The sequence below is a fragment of the Streptomyces sp. ME02-8801-2C genome (assembly GCF_033793965.1).
GTDB lineage: Bacteria > Actinomycetota > Actinomycetes > Streptomycetales > Streptomycetaceae > Streptomyces.
In genome coordinates this window covers 163943-181106 of the sequence record NZ_JARAXP010000006.1, presented here as the reverse complement: position 1 = coordinate 181106, position 17164 = coordinate 163943, and the positions used below count along the sequence as shown (strand labels likewise).

The window sequence follows — 17164 nt, the reverse complement described above, 5'->3', positions numbered from 1 at the left end:
GCGGGCCCGCACCTGAAAGGAACGGACCCGCTTTTCGTAGACGCTTACGCGTCCTTGGACTCTTCGGCGGCCTCGTCGGCCGGCTTGGCGTCCTCGACAACCTCATCGGCAGCCTCGGTCTCGACCGGGGCGTCCTTCTTGAGGGTGTCTTCCTTGACGGCACGCTTGGTGGCCGCCTCGGCCTCACCGGTGGCCTGCTGGGCCACGGTCAGGGCCTCCACCAGCTCGATGACAGCCATGGGCGCGTTGTCGCCACGACGGTTACCGATCTTGGTGATACGGGTGTAACCACCCGGGCGGTTCTCGTAGCGCGGGCCGATCTCGGTGAAGAGCGTGTGGACGACGCTCTTGTCCGTGATGACCTGGAGCACCTGACGGCGGTTGTGAAGGTCGCCCTTCTTCGCCTTGGTGACCAGACGCTCGGCGTACGGACGAAGCCGGCGCGCCTTCGCCTCAGTGGTCGTGATCTTGCCGTGCTCGAAGAGCGACTTCGCGAGGTTCGCAAGAAGCAGCTTCTCGTGCGCGGCACTGCCGCCCAGACGGGCACCCTTGGCGGGCTTCGGCATGATCTTTCTCCTTGTTGTCTGCCCCGGCCGTATCAGGTACCAGAGTCAGTGTCCGAGCGGGCGATCACCCGTCGGAGATCCGGGAAGCCCCAAAAGGGGCGCCCCCGGAAGGGGCGCGGGGAACTGCGCGACAAGCCACAGCGCACCCGCACCCAAACTCAAAAAACCGCGAGCCCCGAGCTACTAGTACTGCTTAGTACTGCTCGGTCTCCACGAACCCGGCGTCAACATCATCATCGGCGCCAAAGGCGTCAGCCGCAGCGGTCGGGTCGAAGCCGGGAGGCGAGTCCTTGAGCGCAAGCCCCATCGTCGCGAGCTTGGCCTTGACCTCGTCGATCGACTTCGCACCGAAGTTGCGGATGTCGAGCAGGTCGGCCTCGGAACGAGCCACGAGCTCACCCACGGAGTGGATGCCCTCACGCTTGAGGCAGTTGTACGACCGGACGGTGAGCTCCAGCTCCTCGATCGGCAGCGCGAGGTCAGCGGCCAGCGCGGCGTCGGTCGGGGACGGGCCCATGTCGATGCCCTCGGCGTCGACGTTGAGCTCACGGGCGAGCCCGAACAGCTCGACGAGCGTCTTACCGGCGGAGGCCATGGCGTCACGGGGACGCATCGCCTGCTTGGTCTCGACGTCGACGATCAGCTTGTCGAAGTCGGTGCGCTGCTCGACACGCGTGGCCTCGACCTTGTACGTGACCTTCAGAACCGGCGAGTAGATCGAGTCGACCGGGATACGGCCGATCTCCTGGCCCACCTGCTTGTTCTGCACAGCGGAGACGTAACCGCGACCGCGCTCGACGGTCAGCTCCATCTCCAGCTTGCCCTTGCCGTTGAGCGTGGCGAGGACGAGGTCGGGGTTGTGCACCTCGACACCGGCCGGCGGCGCGATGTCAGCGGCGGTGACGAGCCCGGGGCCCTGCTTGCGCAGGTACATCACGACAGGCTCGTCGTGCTCACTGCTGACAACAAGCTGCTTGATGTTGAGGATGAGGTCGGTGACGTCTTCCTTGACACCCGGCACGGTGGTGAACTCGTGCAGAACGCCGTCGATACGGATGCTGGTGACGGCCGCACCCGGGATCGACGAGAGAAGGGTCCGGCGGAGCGAGTTACCGAGGGTGTAGCCGAATCCCGGCTCCAGCGGCTCGATGACGAACCGGGAGCGGAACTCGTCGACGACCTCTTCGGTCAACGAGGGACGCTGAGCAATCAGCATGCTGTGATCCTTCAGTCATGGGCACCCGCTATTTGATGCCCGACTAGTACTACAAGGGTACGGGCGATACGGCTCCGAAGAGCCATACCGCCCGAAAACCTCAAACCGCCAAGCGAAACCCGAACGTCAGATCAGACGCACGGCGACCGACGCGTCAGACGCGACGGCGCTTGGGCGGACGGCAACCGTTGTGCGGGGTGGGGGTGACGTCCTGGATGGAGCCAACCTCAAGACCGGTCGCCTGCAGCGAACGGATGGCCGTCTCGCGACCCGAACCCGGGCCCTTGACGAAGACGTCGACCTTGCGCATGCCGTGCTCCTGCGCGCGACGGGCAGCCGACTCGGCGGCCATCTGCGCGGCGAAGGGGGTGGACTTGCGCGAGCCCTTGAAGCCGACGTGGCCGGCGGAGGCCCAGGAGATCACGTTGCCCGCGGGGTCCGTGATCGAGACGATCGTGTTGTTGAACGTGCTCTTGATGTGAGCGTGCCCGTGAGCGACGTTCTTCTTTTCCTTGCGGCGCACCTTCTTGGCAGCGCCCTGACGACCCTTGGGGGGCATCTACTTCTCCTACGGGGAGGTGGTCGGTCCTACAGCGAAGACCGCTGATGAAGCGTTGTCCGCTGAGGACTACTTCTTGCCCGGCTTCTTCTTGCCGGCGATGGCGCGACGCGGGCCCTTGCGGGTACGAGCGTTCGTGCTGGTGCGCTGACCGTGGACGGGCAGGCCACGGCGGTGGCGAATACCCTGGTAGCAGCCGATCTCGATCTTGCGGCGAATGTCGCCCTGGATCTCGCGACGGAGGTCACCCTCGGTCTTGATGTTGGCGTCCACGTACTCGCGGATCGCGACGAGCTGCTCCTCGGAGAGGTCCCGAACACGGGTGTTCGGGTCCACGCCAGTCTCCGCCAGCGTCAGCTGGGAGAGGGTCCGGCCGATGCCGAACACGTAGGTGAGGGCGACCTCCACACGCTTTTCACGCGGGATGTCAACACCGGAAACGCGTGCCATTCAATGGCTCCAGTTGTCGTTCGGAGGTCTTCCACAAAGCCGCTTCCCAGCCCGCCGTACGAGGTACGAACCGGGTCCCCGGCCTCCGACCGGGGGTATCAGGTCCTCGGGAACTCCAGACCTGGGCTCTGCGTATGAACATGTACTACTGCTCGCGTCGCGCGAAGTTCTGCGGGTGCAGAAGGGAGGTCGTGCGTCAGCCCTGGCGCTGCTTGTGGCGCGGGTTCTCGCAGATGACCATGACCCGACCGTGACGGCGGATCACCCTGCACTTGTCGCAGATCTTCTTGACGCTCGGCTTGACCTTCATGGGGTGAGGTTCTCCGGGTCAGTGCCCCACGCCAGGTGCAGACGGAGGGCGAGAATAAAGATCTACTTGTATCGTTGGAGTTCTCTTCCCGACTGATCAGAAAGACTCTCCCCTGGATCGCTCCGGGGAGTTTGACAGGTGAGACCTGTCCGGCGACGACCCTCCCGGCCGTCGAGGCAAGTACGGGACTCGCCCAAGCTCACTTGTACCGGTAGACGATCCGGCCACGAGTCAGGTCGTACGGAGACAGCTCCACCACGACCCGGTCGTCAGGGAGGATGCGGATGTAGTGCATACGCATCTTGCCGCTGATGTGTGCCAGGACCTGGTGGCCGTTCTGGAGCTCAACCTTGAACATGGCGTTCGGAAGAGACTCGACGACAGTGCCCTCGATCTCGATGGCACCTTGCTTCTTGGCCACGCTTCGCCCTTCGAATCGACTACCTTGATCGACTCCCTTGCGTTCCCCAGAGGGGCGCATGCGGACATGCGGGTGCACGAGAGCCGACGAGTCAGTCTACGACAGCACACCCGGAAAGACGAATCGAGAAAGAGTGCCCCACAGAGCTGATCCTTAACCGGCCGGCCGGTCTCCCAGCCCGCCCGGCGTGCGCCTTTCAGCCCGTCCGGCGTTTGAGGACGAGGCCGTCCAGGCCGAAGGGGGGTCCAGGGGGCACAGCCCCCTGGGGATGGGACGGGTAGGGGCGGCGGGGGCGAGAAAACGCTCTACGCGAGCGGATCGGGCGCCGCAGCAACCCCGAGCTCCGCCAACTTGGCCGCCCCCCCGTCGGGAGACGTAAGCACGAGCGGCCCATCCTCCGTCAACGCCACAGAATGCTCCCAGTGCGACGACCAGGTCCCATCCGTGGTGATGACCGTCCAGTCGTCAGCGAGAACCTCGGTCTTCGGCGTACCCAACGACACCATGGGCTCGATCGCCAGACAGAACCCGGGAACCAGCTTCGGCCCCTTCCCCCGCCTGCGCTCGACGTAGTTCAGCAGATGCGGGTCCATGTGCATCTCGGTCCCGATACCGTGCCCGCCGTAGTCCTCGATGATCCCGTACCGCCCGCCCCCCGCCTTGGGCTGGCGCCGGATGTACGTCTCGATCGCCCGCGAGACATCAACCAGCCGGTTCCCCAGCTTCATCGCGGCGATCCCGGCCCACATCGACTCCTCCGTCACCCGCGACAGCTCGATCAGCTCCGGCGCGTGCCCGGACCCCACGAACGCCGTGTACGCCGCGTCCCCGTGCCAGCCGTCGACGATCGCGCCGCAGTCGATGGAGATCATGTCCCCGTCCTTCAGCACGACCTCGTCGGACGGGATGCCGTGGACGACGACCTCGTTGACGGAGGTGCAGATGGTGGAGGGGAAGCCGCCGTACCCGAGGAAGTTCGGCTTCGCGTTGTGCTCCGCGAGCACCTTCCGCGCGACCTGGTCCAGATCATTCGTACTGGCGCCCGGCACGGCCGCCTCACGGGTGGCCGCGTGGATGGCGGCGACGACAAGCCCCGCCTCACGCATCTTGGCGATCTGCTCGGGGGTCTTGATCTGCACCATGGGGACAACGGCCTTTCGTGGACCGACCGGACCGACCGGACTGGCTGAACGCGGGTAACGGGTCAACGATACGGGGCCCGGCACGCACGCAGCAGCCGCGGTCCCCTGACGGGAACCGCGGCTGTCCGACGTACAAACAAAGGGACCGGGAGGGACCGGAAGGAACTACTCGCCCTCGCCCTCACCCTTCAGCGCGGCCATCGCCTTGCCGGTGACGTCCTCCACCTTGCCGAGCGCCGAGATCGTCACCACGAGGCCCTGGGCCTTGTAGTAGTCGATGATCGGCTCGGTCTGGGTGTGGTAGACCTCCAGCCGCTTGCGGACCGTCTCCTCGGAGTCGTCGTCCCGCTGGTACAGCTCGCCGCCGCAGGTGTCACAGACACCCTCGGCCTTCGACGGCTGGTACGTCACGTGGAAGACGTGCGCCGAGTCGTTACGGCAGATGCGGCGGCCGGCGATGCGCTTGACCACCTCGTCCTCGGGGACCTCCAGGTCGAGGACCGCGTCCAGCTTCATGGACTCGGCCTTGAGCATCTCGTCCAGCGCCTCGGCCTGCGAGACGTTCCGCGGGAAGCCGTCGAGCAGAAAGCCGTTCACGGCGTCGGACTGCTCCATGCGGTCCTTGGCCATCGCGATCGTGACCTCGTCCGGCACCAGGTTGCCCGCGTCCATGTAGGACTTCGCGAGTTTCCCGAGTTCCGTCTGCTTGCTGATGTTGGCCCGGAAGAGGTCGCCCGTGGAGATGTGCGGGATCGACAGGTTCTTTGCCAGGAACGCGGCCTGCGTTCCCTTCCCGGCACCAGGCGGCCCGACGAGGACGATTCGCATCAGCGGAGGAACCCTTCGTAATTGCGCTGCTGGAGCTGGCTCTCAATCTGCTTCACGGTCTCAAGACCGACACCCACGATGATGAGGATGCTGGTCCCACCGAACGGGAAGTTCTGGTTTGCATTGAAACCAACCAACGCCATCGTTGGTACGAGAGCGATCAGACCCAGGTACAGCGAACCCGGCCAGGTGATCCGGTTGAGTACGTAGCTCAGGTACTCAGCAGTCGGCCGACCAGCCCGGATGCCCGGGATGAAGCCACCATACTTCTTCATGTTGTCGGCTACTTCTTCGGGGTTGAAGGAGATGGCGACATAGAAGAACGCGAAGAAAACGATCAGCGTGAAGTACGTGGCGATGTAAATCGGGTGGTCACCCTTGGTCAGGTTCTGCTCGATCCACGTCTTCCACCCGGAGTTTCCACCGGAGAACTGCGCGATCAACGCCGGAATGTAGAGCAACGAGGAGGCAAAGATCACAGGGATGATGCCGGCCTGGTTGACCTTGAGCGGAATGTACGTCGAAGTACCGCCGTAGGAGCGACGGCCGATCATGCGCTTCGCGTACTGGACCGGGATACGGCGCTGAGCCTGCTCGACGAAGACCACCAGCGCGACCATGACGAGCCCGACCGCGATGACCGTGCCGAACTCGATCCAGCCGCCCGCCAGGTCGCCCTGGGTCTTGATGGCCCACAGCGCGGACGGGAAGGTGGCCGCGATCGAGATGAACATCAGGATGGACATGCCGTTGCCGATACCGCGGTCGGTGATGAGCTCACCGAGCCACATGACGACGGCCGTACCGGCGGTCATGGTGATGACCATGGTGATGGTCACGAAGATCGACTGGTCCGGGACGATCTCGCTGGCGACCTGGCAACCGCTGAAGAGCGCACCGCTGCGCGCGGTGGCGACCAGACCGGTGCCCTGGAGGATGGCGAGAGCCACTGTCAGGTAACGGGTGTACTGCGTGATCTTCGCTGTGCCCGCCTGGCCCTCCTTCTTGAGGGCTTCCAGACGCGGGATCACCACCGTCAGCAGCTGCAGGATGATGCTCGCCGTGATGTACGGCATGATGCCCAGCGCGAAGATCGTGATCTGCAGCAGCGCCCCGCCGCTGAACATGTTGACCAGACCGAACAGGCCCTGGCTTCCGCCCTTCGCGACGTCGATACACGTCTGGACGTTCTGATAGTCGACACCGGGGATCGGGATGTGCGTACCCACCCGATAGACCACGATGATGCCGAGCGTGAAGAGCAGCTTCTTGCGCAGGTCGGGCGTCTTGAACGCCCGGGCGAACGCGGTAAGCACGGTGCCTCCTGCGACCCCCGCGCTACTGCGTCAGAGGTGACGGTCTTGAGGTTCGACGAATACGTTGACAGATAACTAACAGCCAAGAGGGGTCCGGAGTTCCTCATCAGCACACCGGACTCAGGTTGACAGTGCCTGGCCACCTTACCGGCGACCATGCCTCCCTAGGAACGACCAACCGGGGATACCCCATTTGTGGGGTATCCCCGGCAGGGATCGCTCAAGTCATCGAGACGCCTGTGGTGTTCAGACGAGCTCGGTGACGGTACCGCCGGCGGCGGTGATCTTCTCCTTGGCGGAGCCGGAGACGGCGTCGACCGTCACCTGCAGCGCCACGGAGATCTCGCCCTGGCCGAGGACCTTGACGAGGCTGTTCTTGCGAACGGCACCCTTGGAGACGAGACCCTCGACGGTGACCTCGCCACCCTCCGGGTACAGCGCGCCCAGCTTGTCGAGGTTCACGACCTGGTACTCGGTCTTGAACGGGTTCTTGAAGCCCTTGAGCTTCGGGAGACGCATGTGGAGGGGCATCTGCCCACCCTCGAAGCGCTCCGGAACCTGGTAACGGGCCTTAGTGCCCTTGGTACCACGACCAGCCGTCTTACCCTTCGACGCCTCACCACGACCCACACGGGTCTTGGCGGTCTTGGCGCCCGGGGCGGGACGGAGGTTGTGGATCTTGAGCGGGTTGTTCTCCGCCATGATCAGTCGACCTCCTCAACCGTCACGAGGTGGCGGACGGTGTGCACCATTCCGCGGAACTCGGGGCGGTCCTCCTTGACGACCACGGTGTTGATCCCCTTGAGACCAAGGGACCGCAGAGTGTCACGGTGGTTCTGCTTGCTGCCGATGTACGACTTCGTCTGCGTGACCTTGAGGCGAGCCATTACGCACCCGCTCCCGCACGCGCACGGAGCAGAGCCGCGGGGGCGACGTCCTCGAGGGGCAGACCACGGCGAGCCGCGATCTCCTCGGGACGCTGCAGGCCCTTGAGGGCCGCCACGGTCGCGTGCACGATGTTGATCGCGTTGGACGAGCCGAGCGACTTCGACAGGATGTCGTGAACGCCGGCGCACTCCAGGACAGCACGCACCGGGCCACCGGCGATAACGCCGGTACCGGGGGAAGCAGGCTTGAGCAGGACGACGCCCGCGGCCTTCTCGCCCGTGATCGGGTGCGGGATGGTGCCCTGGATACGGGGGACCTTGAAGAAGTGCTTCTTGGCCTCTTCAACACCCTTGGCGATCGCGGCCGGCACCTCCTTGGCCTTGCCGTAACCGACACCTACGGTGCCATCGCCATCGCCCACCACGACCAGCGCGGTGAAGCTGAAGCGACGACCACCCTTCACAACCTTGGCGACGCGGTTGATCGCGACAACGCGCTCAACGTACGCGGTCTTCTCGGCGGCAGCAGCGCCGCCGTCACGGCCCTTCCGGTCCCGCCGCTCGCCGCCACCGGCACCGCTTCCGCGGCGCTGGGGTCCAGCCATTGGATTACCTCTCTCTTTTTCCGCTAGCTACGCTGCGCCGCGGCACAAGGCCGCAAGCGCGACGGGCGGCTCAGAACTTGAGCCCGGCTTCGCGGGCGGCGTCGGCCAGGGCGGCGATGCGACCGGCGTACCGGCTGCCACCACGGTCGAACACGACGGCCTCGACACCTGCGGCCTTGGCACGCTCGGCGACCAGTGCGCCGACCTTGCCGGCCTGCGCCGACTTGTCATCGCCCTCGGCACCGCGGATCGAAGCGTCCAGGGTCGACGCCGACGCCAGGGTGTGACCCTGGATGTCGTCGATGACCTGGGCCACGATGTGGCGGTTCGAGCGGGTCACAACCAGGCGGGGACGCTCAGCCGTTCCGTTGACCTTCTTACGGATGCGGATGTGACGCCGCTTGATGGCAGCACGCTTGTAAGCGTCGCCCTTAGCGATCTTCGTACCGTATGCCATGGCTTACTTACCCGCCTTTCCGACCTTGCGGCGGATGACTTCGCCCTCGTACTTGACGCCCTTGGCCTTGTACGGGTCGGGCTTGCGCAGCTTGCGGATGTTGGCCGCAACCTCGCCGACCTTCTGCTTGTCGATTCCCTCGACAGAGAAGCGGGTCGGGTTCTCGACCTTGAACGAGATGCCCTCGGGCGCCTCGACGGTGATCGAGTGGCTGTAGCCGAGCGCGAACTCGAGGCTCGTGCCCTTCGCCGCCACGCGGTAACCGACACCGCTGATCTCGAGCTTCTTCACGTAACCCGCGGTCACGCCGGTGATCATGTTCGCCACCAGCGTGCGGGACAGGCCGTGCAGGGCCTTGTTCTGACGCTCGTCGTTGGGGCGGGTGACGTTGAGAACGCCGTCCTCACCCTTGGCGATGTCGATCGGCGCAGCGACGGTGTGGGAGAGAGTGCCCTTGGGGCCCTTCACCTGGACCGTACGGCCGTCGATGGTGACGTCCACGCCGGCGGGAACCGTGATGGGGAGCTTGCCAATACGCGACATAGCTGTTTCCTCCGTTCCCTTCTACCAGACGTAGGCGAGGACTTCTCCGCCTACGCCCTTCTTGCCGGCCTGCTTGTCGGTGAGGAGACCGTGCGACGTGGAGATGATCGCCACGCCCAGGCCGCCGAGCACCTTCGGCAGGTTGGTGGACTTCGCGTACACCCGGAGACCGGGCTTGGAGATCCGCTTGATGCCCGCGATGGAGCGCTCACGGTTCGGGCCGAACTTCAGCTCGAGAACGAGGTTCTTGCCGACCTCGGCGTCCTCGACCTTCCAGCCCGTGATGAAGCCCTCCTGCTGGAGGATCTCCGCGATGTGCGACTTGATCTTGCTGTGCGGCATACCCACGCTGTCGTGGTATGCCGAGTTCGCGTTACGCAGACGAGTCAGCATGTCCGCGATCGGATCAGTCATGGTCATGAATTGGCCTTCGGCCTCTCTCGCCGGGGTTTCCTGAATGCGCCATCCCTCTCCCCACTCACTCAGTGGCGGGACGGGTGCGGTGCGGGGGACCTACGGCGTAGTAAGTCGTACGGGCGTCAAGCGCCCAACCCTCCCAGCCTAAGCCATGGAGGGGTGGGCACCTGACCAACCCATTGCTTACCGAGAGCTTCGGGAATCCCTAGAAAACGGGATTACCAGGAGCTCTTGGTCACGCCCGGCAGCTCGCCACGGTGAGCCATCTCACGAAGGCACACGCGGCACAGGCCGAACTTGCGGTACACGGAGTGCGGACGGCCGCAGCGCTGGCAGCGCGTGTAGCCACGTACGCCGAACTTGGGCTTACGAGCAGCCTTGGCAATCAGAGCCTTCTTCGCCATCTCGCTCACGCCTCCTTGAAGGGGAAGCCGAGGTGACGGAGGAGCGCACGGCCCTCAGCGTCGTTGGTCGCCGTGGTCACCACGGTGATGTCCATACCCCGGGTGCGGTCGATCTTGTCCTGGTCGATCTCGTGGAACATGACCTGCTCGGTGAGACCGAAGGTGTAGTTGCCACGGCCGTCGAACTGCTTGGGGGACAGACCACGGAAGTCGCGGATGCGCGGCAGCGCGAGCGACAGGGTGCGGTCCAGGAACTCCCACATGCGGTCGCCACGGAGCGTGACGTGGGCACCGATCGGCTGACCCTCACGCAGCTTGAACTGCGCGATGGACTTGCGGGCCTTGGTGACGGCCGGCTTCTGACCGGTGATCGTGGTGAGGTCGCGGATGGCGCCCTCGATCAGCTTGGAGTCGCGGGCGGCGTCGCCCACACCCATGTTGACCACGATCTTGACGAGGCCGGGGATCTGCATGACGTTCTCGTAGGAGAACTCCTCACGCAGCTTGCCCGCGATGTCCTCGCGGTACTTCGTCTTGAGACGCGGAGTGGTGGTGGTAGCCATCAGATGTCCTCACCCGTCCGCTTGGCAACGCGGATCTTGTTGCCCTCGTCGTCGAAGCGGTAACCGACACGCGTGACAACCTTGTTGCCGTCCTTCTCAACGACCAGCTGGACGTTGGAGACGTGGACGGGCGCCTCGGTCGTGACGATGCCGCCGGCCTGCGAACCGCGAGCGGTCGGGCCGGCCTTGGTGTGCTTCTTGACCCGGTTGACACCCTCGACCAGGACGCGGTCCTCGCGGGGGAAGGCCGCGATGACCTTGCCCTGCTTGCCCTTGTCCTTACCGGTGATGACCTGAACCAGGTCGCCCTTCTTGATCTTCATGCTTACAGCACCTCCGGCGCGAGCGAGATGATCTTCATGAACTTCTTCTCGCGCAGCTCCCGGCCGACCGGGCCGAAGATACGGGTGCCACGAGGGTCGCCGTCGTTCTTCAGAACGACAGCGGCGTTCTCGTCGAAGCGGATGTACGAGCCGTCGGGACGGCGGCGCTCCTTGACGGTGCGAACGATGACCGCCTTGATGACGTCACCCTTCTTCACGTTGCCGCCGGGGATCGCGTCCTTGACGGTGGCGACGATGACGTCACCGATGCCCGCGTAGCGGCGACCGGAGCCACCGAGGACACGGATGCAAAGGATTTCCTTCGCACCAGTGTTGTCGGCGACACGCAGTCGCGACTCCTGCTGGATCACGTCTATCTCCTGATTGTCTGCCGGTTCCCGGCGGGGGACTCGTATCTCTTACGAGTACGAGGCCCCCACCGAGCCTGGCGGAACTGTCCTGCGGGGGTGCCCGCAGGAGGTATTACTTGGCCTTCTCGAGGATCTCGACGATGCGCCACCGCTTCGTGGCGGACAGCGGCCGGGTCTCCATGAGGAGGACACGGTCGCCGACGCCGGCGGCGTTCTGCTCGTCGTGAGCCTTGAGCTTGCTGGTACGGCGGATGACCTTGCCGTACAGCGCGTGCTTCACGCGGTCCTCGACGGCGACGACGACGGTCTTGTCCATCTTGTCGCTGACGACGAGACCCTCACGGGTCTTGCGGAAGCCGCGGGCTTCGGTCTGCTCAGTCACGTTGCTCTCGCTCATCAGGCGCTCTCCACCGTCTCGATGCCCAGCTCGCGCTCACGCATCAGGGTGTAGATCCGCGCGATGTCCTTGCGGACGGCCTTGAGCCGACCGTGGTTCTCGAGCTGACCGGTCGCCGCCTGGAAGCGGAGGTTGAACAGCTCTTCCTTGGCTTCGCGGAGCTTCGCGAGAAGCTCCTCGTCACCCAGTTCGCGCAGCTCGGACGCCTTGGTACCGGCCGACATCACGCTTCACCTGCCTCGCGCTTGACGATCCGGCACTTCATCGGCAGCTTGTGGGCTGCGCGAGTGAGGGCCTCACGGGCGATCTTCTCGTTGGGGTAGGACAGCTCGAACATGACCCGACCGGGGTGCACGTTCGCGATCCACCACTCGGGGGAACCCTTACCGGAACCCATGCGGGTCTCGGCAGGCTTCTTGGTGAGGGGGCGGTCCGGGTAGATGTTGATCCAGACCTTGCCGCCACGCTTGATGTGGCGGGTCATCGCGATACGGGCCGCCTCGATCTGGCGGTTGGTCACGTACGCCGGCGTGACGGCCTGAATGCCGTACTCGCCGAACGCGACCGTCGTACCACCCTTGGACATGCCACGACGCTTCGGGTGGTGCTGCTTGCGGTGCTTGACCCTACGGGGGATCAGCATTTCGGTCAGGCCTCCGTTCCGGTGCTCTCAGCCGGAGCGGCAGCCGCCGGGGCCTCGGCCTTGGGGGCCTCGGCAGCGGGAGCCTGCTGCGGCTTGCGGCCGCGGCCGCCACGCTCGCCACCACGGCCACCACCACGGGCCGGACGGTCGCTGCCGCCACCGGCACCGCCGCGGGCCGGGCGGTTACCCGCACGGGCAGCAGCGTTCTCGGCGCGGACCTCGGCGATGTTCTTGACGTCGCCCTTGTAGATCCAGACCTTCACACCGATACGGCCGAAGGTCGTCTTGGCCTCGAAGAAGCCGTAGTCGACGTTCGCACGGAGGGTGTGCAGGGGCACACGGCCCTCGCGGTAGAACTCCGAGCGGGACATCTCGGCGCCGCCGAGACGGCCACCGCACTGGATCTTGATGCCCTTGGCGCCGGCCTTCATGGCGGACTGCATGCTCTTGCGCATGGCCCGACGGAAGGAGACGCGGGAGGAGAGCTGCTCGGCGACGGCCTGGGCCACCAGCTGAGCGTCCGTCTCCGGGTTCTTGACCTCGAGGATGTTGAGCTGAACCTGCTTCTTGGTCAGCTTCTCCAGGTCGCCACGGATACGGTCGGCCTCGGCGCCGCGGCGGCCGATGACGATGCCCGGACGCGCGGTGTGGATGTCGACGCGGACGCGGTCGCGGGTGCGCTCGATCTCAACCTTCGAGATACCGGCGCGCTCCATGCCGGACGTCATCATCCGACGGATGGCGACGTCTTCTCCGACGTAGTCCTTGTACAGCTTGTCGGCGTACCAACGCGACTTGAAGTCGGTGGTGATGCCGAGTCGGAACCCGTGCGGGTTTACCTTCTGGCCCATTACCGGGAACCTTCCTTGCTGCTGACGACCACGGTGATGTGGCTGGTCCGCTTGCGGATCCGGTAGGCGCGGCCCTGGGCACGCGGACGGAACCGCTTCAGGGTCGGGCCCTCGTCGACGAACGCCTCGGAGATGAAAAGGCTGTCGGCGTCGGTGTGGTCGTAGTTGTGCGCGGCGTTGGCAATGGCGCTGTCAAGCACCTTGCCGACCGGCACGCTCGCGGCCTGCGGGGCGAAACGCAGGACCGCCTGAGCCTCCGTGGCATCCATGCCACGGATAAGGTCCACCACGCGGCGGGCCTTCATGGGCGTAACGCGGATGTACCGCGCCTGGGCCCTGGCTTCCATGGTTGTCCTTCCAGTGTCTGTCATGGTCGATTCCACCCCGCGTTAGCGGCGCTTCGACTTCCGGTCGTCCTTGACGTGACCCCGGAAGGTGCGCGTCGGCGAGAACTCGCCGAGCTTGTGGCCGACCATCGACTCGGTGACAAACACCGGAATGTGGGTCTTGCCGTTGTGCACCGCGATCGTGTGGCCGAGCATGGCCGGGATGATCATCGAGCGACGGGACCAGGTCTTGATGACGTTCTTGGAACCGGCTTCGTTCTGTGCGTCCACCTTCTTGATCAGGTGGTCGTCGACGAAGGGCCCCTTCTTGAGACTGCGCGGCATCTAAACCCGCTCCTAGCGCTTCTTGTTCGTCTTGCGGCGGCGGACGATGTACTTGTTCGAAGCCTTCTTCGGCGAACGAGTACGACCCTCCTTCTGACCCCACGGCGAGACCGGGTGACGACCACCGGAGGTCTTGCCTTCACCACCACCGTGCGGGTGGTCAACCGGGTTCATCGCCACACCGCGGACGGTCGGGCGGACGCCCAGCCAGCGCTTGCGGCCGGCCTTGCCCCAGTTGATGTTGCTCTGCTCGGCGTTGCCGACCTCGCCGACCGTGGCGCGGCAGCGCTGGTCGACCAGGCGGATCTCACCGGAGGGCATACGAAGGTGGGCCATCGTGCCCTCCTTCGCCAGCAGCTGCACCGAGGCACCGGCGGAGCGGGCGAACTTGGCGCCGCCACCGGGACGGATCTCGATCGCGTGGATCGTGGTACCGACCGGGATGTTGCGGAGCGCCAGGTTGTTGCCCGGCTTGATGTCGGCCCCGGGACCGTTCTCGACGCGGTCACCCTGCGACAGGTTGCGGGGGGCGAGGATGTAGCGCTTCTCGCCGTCCGCGTAGTGCAGCAGCGCGATGCGCGCGGTGCGGTTGGGGTCGTACTCGATGTGCGCGACCTTCGCCGGCACGCCGTCCTTGTCGTGACGACGGAAGTCGATCACGCGGTAGGCGCGCTTGTGTCCGCCACCCTGGTGGCGAACGGTCACACGACCGGAATTGTTACGGCCGCCCTTGCTGTGCAGGGGGCGAACCAGCGACTTCTCCGGCGTGGACCGCGTGACCTCGACGAAGTCGGCGACGCTGGAGCCACGGCGGCCCGGCGTAGTCGGCTTGTACTTGCGGATTCCCATTTCTCAGTCCTCGTCCGATATCGGACGATCCGACCCGCTTACGCGGCCGGACCGCCGAAGATGTCGATACGGTCGCCCTCGGCGAGGGTCACGATCGCGCGCTTGGTGTCAGCGCGCTTACCGAAACCGCTCTTGGTGCGCTTGCGCTTGCCGATGCGGTTGATCGTGTTGACCCCGGTGACCTTGACCGAGAAGACCGCCTGGACGGCCTGCTTGATCTGGGTCTTGTTGCTGCCGGGAGCGACGATGAACGTGTACTTGTTCTCGTCGATGAGCGCGTAGCTCTTCTCGGACACGACGGGCTTCAGCAGGACGTCACGGGGGTCCGTGTACGACTTGCTGGCCGGCGTGACGACGGTGTTCTTGCCCTCGGCCTCGTGGCGCTTCGCCTTGGCGACGCGCGCGGCCTTGGCGGCCTTGGCCGCCTTGGAGGCAATGGCGGGGTGACGGATCGCCATCAGACCTCGCTCCCTTCGGTGTCAGTGGCCTTGGGGCCGGACACGAAGGACTCGAAAGCGGCCTGGGTGAAGACCACGTCGTCCGAGACGAGAACGTCGTACGTGTTCAGCTGGCCCGGGTCCAGGATGTGCACCTGGGGCAGGTTGCGGGCCGAAAGCAGCCCGGCCTCGTCGGAGCGCTCGATGACCAGCAGCACGTTCTTGCGCTCACTGATCTTGGCGAGCAGGCTCTTCGCGGCCTTGGTGGAGGGGTTGTCGCCCTCGATCACGCCGGTGACGACGTGGATGCGAGCGTTGCGGGCCCGGTCGGTGAGGGCGTGGCGCAGGGCCGCGGCCTTCATCTTCTTCGGGGTCCGCTGCGAGTAGTCACGCGGCACGGGACCGTGCACGACGCCACCACCGGCGAACTGCGGCGCACGGGTCGAACCCTGGCGCGCGCGGCCGGTGCCCTTCTGGCGGTACGGCTTGCGGCCACCACCACGGACCTCGGCGCGGGTCTTGGTCTTGTGCGTGCCCTGACGGGCAGCGGCCAGCTGTGCGACGACGACCTGGTGAAGCAGCGGGATGCTGATCTTCTCTACGTCGAAGATCTCCGCGGGGAGCTCGACGCTACCGGTCTTCTCGCCAGCGGGCGAAAGGATGTCAACAGTGCTCATCGGTACCTCAGGCCCCCTTGGCCGCGGTGCGGACCAGGACGAGGCCGCCGTTCGGACCAGGGATAGCGCCCTTGATGAGCAGCAGACCCTTCTCCGCGTCAACGGCGTGGACGGTCAGGTTCTGGGTGGTGACCCGCTCGTTGCCCATGCGGCCCGCCATGCGGACGCCCTTGAACACACGGCCGGGGGTGGCGCAGCCACCGATCGAGCCGGGGGAGCGGTGCTTGCGCTGGACACCGTGGCCGGCGCCGAGGCCCTTGAAGTTGTGACGCTTCATGACACCGGCGAAGCCCTTGCCCTTGCTCTTGCCGGTCACGTCCACCTTGACGCCGGCCTCGAAGGTCTCGGCGGTGATCTCCTGGCCGAGGGTGTACTCGCTGGCGTCAGCGGTACGGATCTCGACGAGGTGGCGGCGGGGGGTGACGTCAGCCTTGGCGAAGTGACCCTTGAGGGGCTTGTTCACCTTGCGAGGGTCGATCTCGCCGAAGGCGATCTGGACCGACTCGTAGCCGTCGGAGTCATTCGTACGGACCTGGGTCACGACGTTCGGGCCGGCCTTGACGACGGTGACCGGAACAACGCGGTTGTTCTCGTCCCACACCTGCGTCATGCCGAGCTTCTCGCCCAGGATGCCCTTGATCTGCTTAGCCATTCTCAGATCACCGTCCCCTAGAGCTTGATCTCGATGTCGACACCGGCCGGGAGGTCGAGTCGCATCAGAGAGTCAACGGTCTTGGGCGTCGGGTCGAGGATGTCGATCAGGCGCTTGTGCGTGCGCATCTCGAAGTGCTCGCGCGAGTCCTTGTACTTGTGCGGCGACTTGATGACGCAGTACACGTTCTTCTCAGTGGGCAGCGGCACCGGGCCCGCGACCGACGCACCAGTGCGAGTCACCGTCTCGACGATCTTCTTCGCCGAGGAGTCGATGACCTCGTGGTCGTAGGCCTTGAGCCGGATGCGGATCTTCTGTCCCGCCATGGCTACTCAGTAGTCCTGTCTCTTCGTACGCTCTGGAACCCGGTGTCCCGTACTGCTTCGCCGCCCTGCTTCTCCGACCCACGCGGTCGGGTGTGTCGCGCTCTCACCGACATGGATGTCCCATCCGAGACGTCCCTGCACGGGGTGACACAACACGGCCCTTCCGGAACCGCAGGCCGAGGGCGACTGCGCCAGACGTTCCTGACGCGGACCCACCGGGTGCCTGGCCGGCGCCGCACTGACACTTCCCGAAAGATTCCCGTACGTCCGCCCCAGCGCTGCC

General features: G+C 65.4%; 30 protein-coding genes. All 30 read right to left on the bottom strand.

Annotated features, from left to right (window positions below):
- Positions 1 to 44: 44 nt before the first annotated feature.
- Positions 45 to 566, bottom strand: coding sequence for a 50S ribosomal protein L17 (gene rplQ, locus PV396_RS21015; protein WP_319206680.1), 522 nt, complete (start codon positions 564 to 566; stop codon positions 45 to 47).
- A 193-nt stretch (positions 567 to 759) separates the two neighbouring features.
- Complete coding sequence (locus PV396_RS21010; protein ID WP_319206678.1) at positions 760 to 1782, bottom strand: DNA-directed RNA polymerase subunit alpha; 1023 nt, start codon at positions 1780 to 1782, stop codon at positions 760 to 762.
- Between the two features lie 154 nt (positions 1783 to 1936).
- Positions 1937 to 2341 (bottom strand): 30S ribosomal protein S11, encoded by a 405-nt coding sequence (rpsK, locus tag PV396_RS21005; RefSeq protein ID WP_006376016.1) that lies wholly within the window; start codon positions 2339 to 2341, stop codon positions 1937 to 1939.
- Between the two features lie 69 nt (positions 2342 to 2410).
- Positions 2411 to 2791, bottom strand: a complete 381-nt coding sequence (gene rpsM, locus PV396_RS21000) for a 30S ribosomal protein S13 (RefSeq protein ID WP_053746337.1) — start codon at positions 2789 to 2791, stop codon at positions 2411 to 2413.
- Positions 2792 to 2987: 196 nt separating this feature from the next.
- Positions 2988 to 3101 carry a 50S ribosomal protein L36 gene (gene rpmJ, locus PV396_RS20995; protein ID WP_003998809.1) on the bottom strand — a complete coding sequence of 38 codons (114 nt, stop codon included), beginning with the start codon at positions 3099 to 3101 and terminating at the stop codon, positions 2988 to 2990.
- A 199-nt stretch (positions 3102 to 3300) separates the two neighbouring features.
- The gene (infA, locus tag PV396_RS20990) at positions 3301 to 3522 is read right to left on the bottom strand and encodes a translation initiation factor IF-1 (protein WP_003948620.1); all 222 of its coding nucleotides are present in this window, start codon (positions 3520 to 3522) and stop codon (positions 3301 to 3303) included.
- Between the two features lie 305 nt (positions 3523 to 3827).
- Positions 3828 to 4664: a type I methionyl aminopeptidase gene (map, locus tag PV396_RS20985; RefSeq protein WP_319206677.1), complete on the bottom strand. Its 837-nt coding sequence runs from the start codon at positions 4662 to 4664 to the stop codon at positions 3828 to 3830.
- A 165-nt stretch (positions 4665 to 4829) separates the two neighbouring features.
- Complete coding sequence (locus tag PV396_RS20980; protein ID WP_319206676.1) at positions 4830 to 5492, bottom strand: adenylate kinase; 663 nt, start codon at positions 5490 to 5492, stop codon at positions 4830 to 4832.
- Complete coding sequence (secY, locus tag PV396_RS20975) at positions 5492 to 6808, bottom strand: preprotein translocase subunit SecY (protein ID WP_319206674.1); 1317 nt, start codon at positions 6806 to 6808, stop codon at positions 5492 to 5494. The genes PV396_RS20980 and secY overlap by 1 nt, the downstream gene beginning before the upstream one ends.
- A gap of 246 nt (positions 6809 to 7054) precedes the next feature.
- On the bottom strand, positions 7055 to 7510 hold the full coding sequence (gene rplO / locus PV396_RS20970) for a 50S ribosomal protein L15 (protein ID WP_319206673.1): 456 nt from the start codon (positions 7508 to 7510) through the stop codon (positions 7055 to 7057).
- A 2-nt stretch (positions 7511 to 7512) separates the two neighbouring features.
- On the bottom strand, positions 7513 to 7695 hold the full coding sequence (gene rpmD / locus PV396_RS20965) for a 50S ribosomal protein L30 (protein WP_006376032.1): 183 nt from the start codon (positions 7693 to 7695) through the stop codon (positions 7513 to 7515).
- Positions 7695 to 8300, bottom strand: coding sequence for a 30S ribosomal protein S5 (rpsE, locus tag PV396_RS20960; RefSeq protein WP_006376045.1), 606 nt, complete (start codon positions 8298 to 8300; stop codon positions 7695 to 7697). Before rpsE ends, rpmD begins: the two co-directional genes overlap by 1 nt.
- Positions 8301 to 8370: 70 nt before the next feature.
- On the bottom strand, positions 8371 to 8757 hold the full coding sequence (rplR, locus tag PV396_RS20955) for a 50S ribosomal protein L18 (RefSeq protein ID WP_319206671.1): 387 nt from the start codon (positions 8755 to 8757) through the stop codon (positions 8371 to 8373).
- A gap of 3 nt (positions 8758 to 8760) precedes the next feature.
- A complete protein-coding gene (gene rplF, locus PV396_RS20950; protein WP_319206669.1) occupies positions 8761 to 9300 on the bottom strand; it encodes a 50S ribosomal protein L6 in 540 nt (179 codons plus the stop codon).
- Positions 9301 to 9321: 21 nt separating this feature from the next.
- Positions 9322 to 9720 (bottom strand): 30S ribosomal protein S8, encoded by a 399-nt coding sequence (gene rpsH, locus PV396_RS20945; protein ID WP_043443042.1) that lies wholly within the window; start codon positions 9718 to 9720, stop codon positions 9322 to 9324.
- 215 nt (positions 9721 to 9935) lie between these two features.
- Positions 9936 to 10121: a type Z 30S ribosomal protein S14 gene (locus tag PV396_RS20940; protein WP_003948630.1), complete on the bottom strand. Its 186-nt coding sequence runs from the start codon at positions 10119 to 10121 to the stop codon at positions 9936 to 9938.
- 5 nt (positions 10122 to 10126) lie between these two features.
- Complete coding sequence (rplE, locus tag PV396_RS20935) at positions 10127 to 10684, bottom strand: 50S ribosomal protein L5 (protein ID WP_319206666.1); 558 nt, start codon at positions 10682 to 10684, stop codon at positions 10127 to 10129.
- A complete protein-coding gene (gene rplX, locus PV396_RS20930; protein WP_052839850.1) occupies positions 10684 to 11007 on the bottom strand; it encodes a 50S ribosomal protein L24 in 324 nt (107 codons plus the stop codon). Before rplX ends, rplE begins: the two co-directional genes overlap by 1 nt.
- Positions 11008 to 11009: 2 nt before the next feature.
- The gene (gene rplN, locus PV396_RS20925; RefSeq protein WP_006376015.1) at positions 11010 to 11378 is read right to left on the bottom strand and encodes a 50S ribosomal protein L14; all 369 of its coding nucleotides are present in this window, start codon (positions 11376 to 11378) and stop codon (positions 11010 to 11012) included.
- Positions 11379 to 11490: 112 nt separating this feature from the next.
- Positions 11491 to 11775: a 30S ribosomal protein S17 gene (rpsQ, locus tag PV396_RS20920; RefSeq protein WP_319206664.1), complete on the bottom strand. Its 285-nt coding sequence runs from the start codon at positions 11773 to 11775 to the stop codon at positions 11491 to 11493.
- Complete coding sequence (rpmC, locus tag PV396_RS20915; protein WP_003998824.1) at positions 11775 to 11999, bottom strand: 50S ribosomal protein L29; 225 nt, start codon at positions 11997 to 11999, stop codon at positions 11775 to 11777. Before rpmC ends, rpsQ begins: the two co-directional genes overlap by 1 nt.
- Positions 11999 to 12418 (bottom strand): 50S ribosomal protein L16, encoded by a 420-nt coding sequence (rplP, locus tag PV396_RS20910; protein ID WP_319206662.1) that lies wholly within the window; start codon positions 12416 to 12418, stop codon positions 11999 to 12001. Before rplP ends, rpmC begins: the two co-directional genes overlap by 1 nt.
- A 5-nt stretch (positions 12419 to 12423) precedes the next feature.
- Entirely contained in the window at positions 12424 to 13269 is an 846-nt protein-coding gene (gene rpsC, locus PV396_RS20905) for a 30S ribosomal protein S3 (protein ID WP_319206660.1), read from the bottom strand.
- Positions 13269 to 13616 (bottom strand): 50S ribosomal protein L22, encoded by a 348-nt coding sequence (rplV, locus tag PV396_RS20900; RefSeq protein WP_319206659.1) that lies wholly within the window; start codon positions 13614 to 13616, stop codon positions 13269 to 13271. The genes rpsC and rplV overlap by 1 nt, the downstream gene beginning before the upstream one ends.
- A gap of 42 nt (positions 13617 to 13658) precedes the next feature.
- On the bottom strand, positions 13659 to 13940 hold the full coding sequence (gene rpsS / locus PV396_RS20895; RefSeq protein ID WP_010986346.1) for a 30S ribosomal protein S19: 282 nt from the start codon (positions 13938 to 13940) through the stop codon (positions 13659 to 13661).
- A 12-nt stretch (positions 13941 to 13952) separates the two neighbouring features.
- Positions 13953 to 14789: a 50S ribosomal protein L2 gene (gene rplB / locus PV396_RS20890; RefSeq protein WP_006376052.1), complete on the bottom strand. Its 837-nt coding sequence runs from the start codon at positions 14787 to 14789 to the stop codon at positions 13953 to 13955.
- Positions 14790 to 14827: 38 nt separating this feature from the next.
- Complete coding sequence (gene rplW, locus PV396_RS20885) at positions 14828 to 15247, bottom strand: 50S ribosomal protein L23 (protein ID WP_319206656.1); 420 nt, start codon at positions 15245 to 15247, stop codon at positions 14828 to 14830.
- Positions 15247 to 15903 (bottom strand): 50S ribosomal protein L4, encoded by a 657-nt coding sequence (gene rplD / locus PV396_RS20880; RefSeq protein ID WP_319206655.1) that lies wholly within the window; start codon positions 15901 to 15903, stop codon positions 15247 to 15249. Before rplD ends, rplW begins: the two co-directional genes overlap by 1 nt.
- A 7-nt stretch (positions 15904 to 15910) precedes the next feature.
- Positions 15911 to 16555 (bottom strand): 50S ribosomal protein L3, encoded by a 645-nt coding sequence (gene rplC / locus PV396_RS20875; protein WP_319206654.1) that lies wholly within the window; start codon positions 16553 to 16555, stop codon positions 15911 to 15913.
- 17 nt (positions 16556 to 16572) lie between these two features.
- The gene (rpsJ, locus tag PV396_RS20870; protein WP_003948644.1) at positions 16573 to 16881 is read right to left on the bottom strand and encodes a 30S ribosomal protein S10; all 309 of its coding nucleotides are present in this window, start codon (positions 16879 to 16881) and stop codon (positions 16573 to 16575) included.
- Positions 16882 to 17164 lie beyond the last annotated feature (283 nt).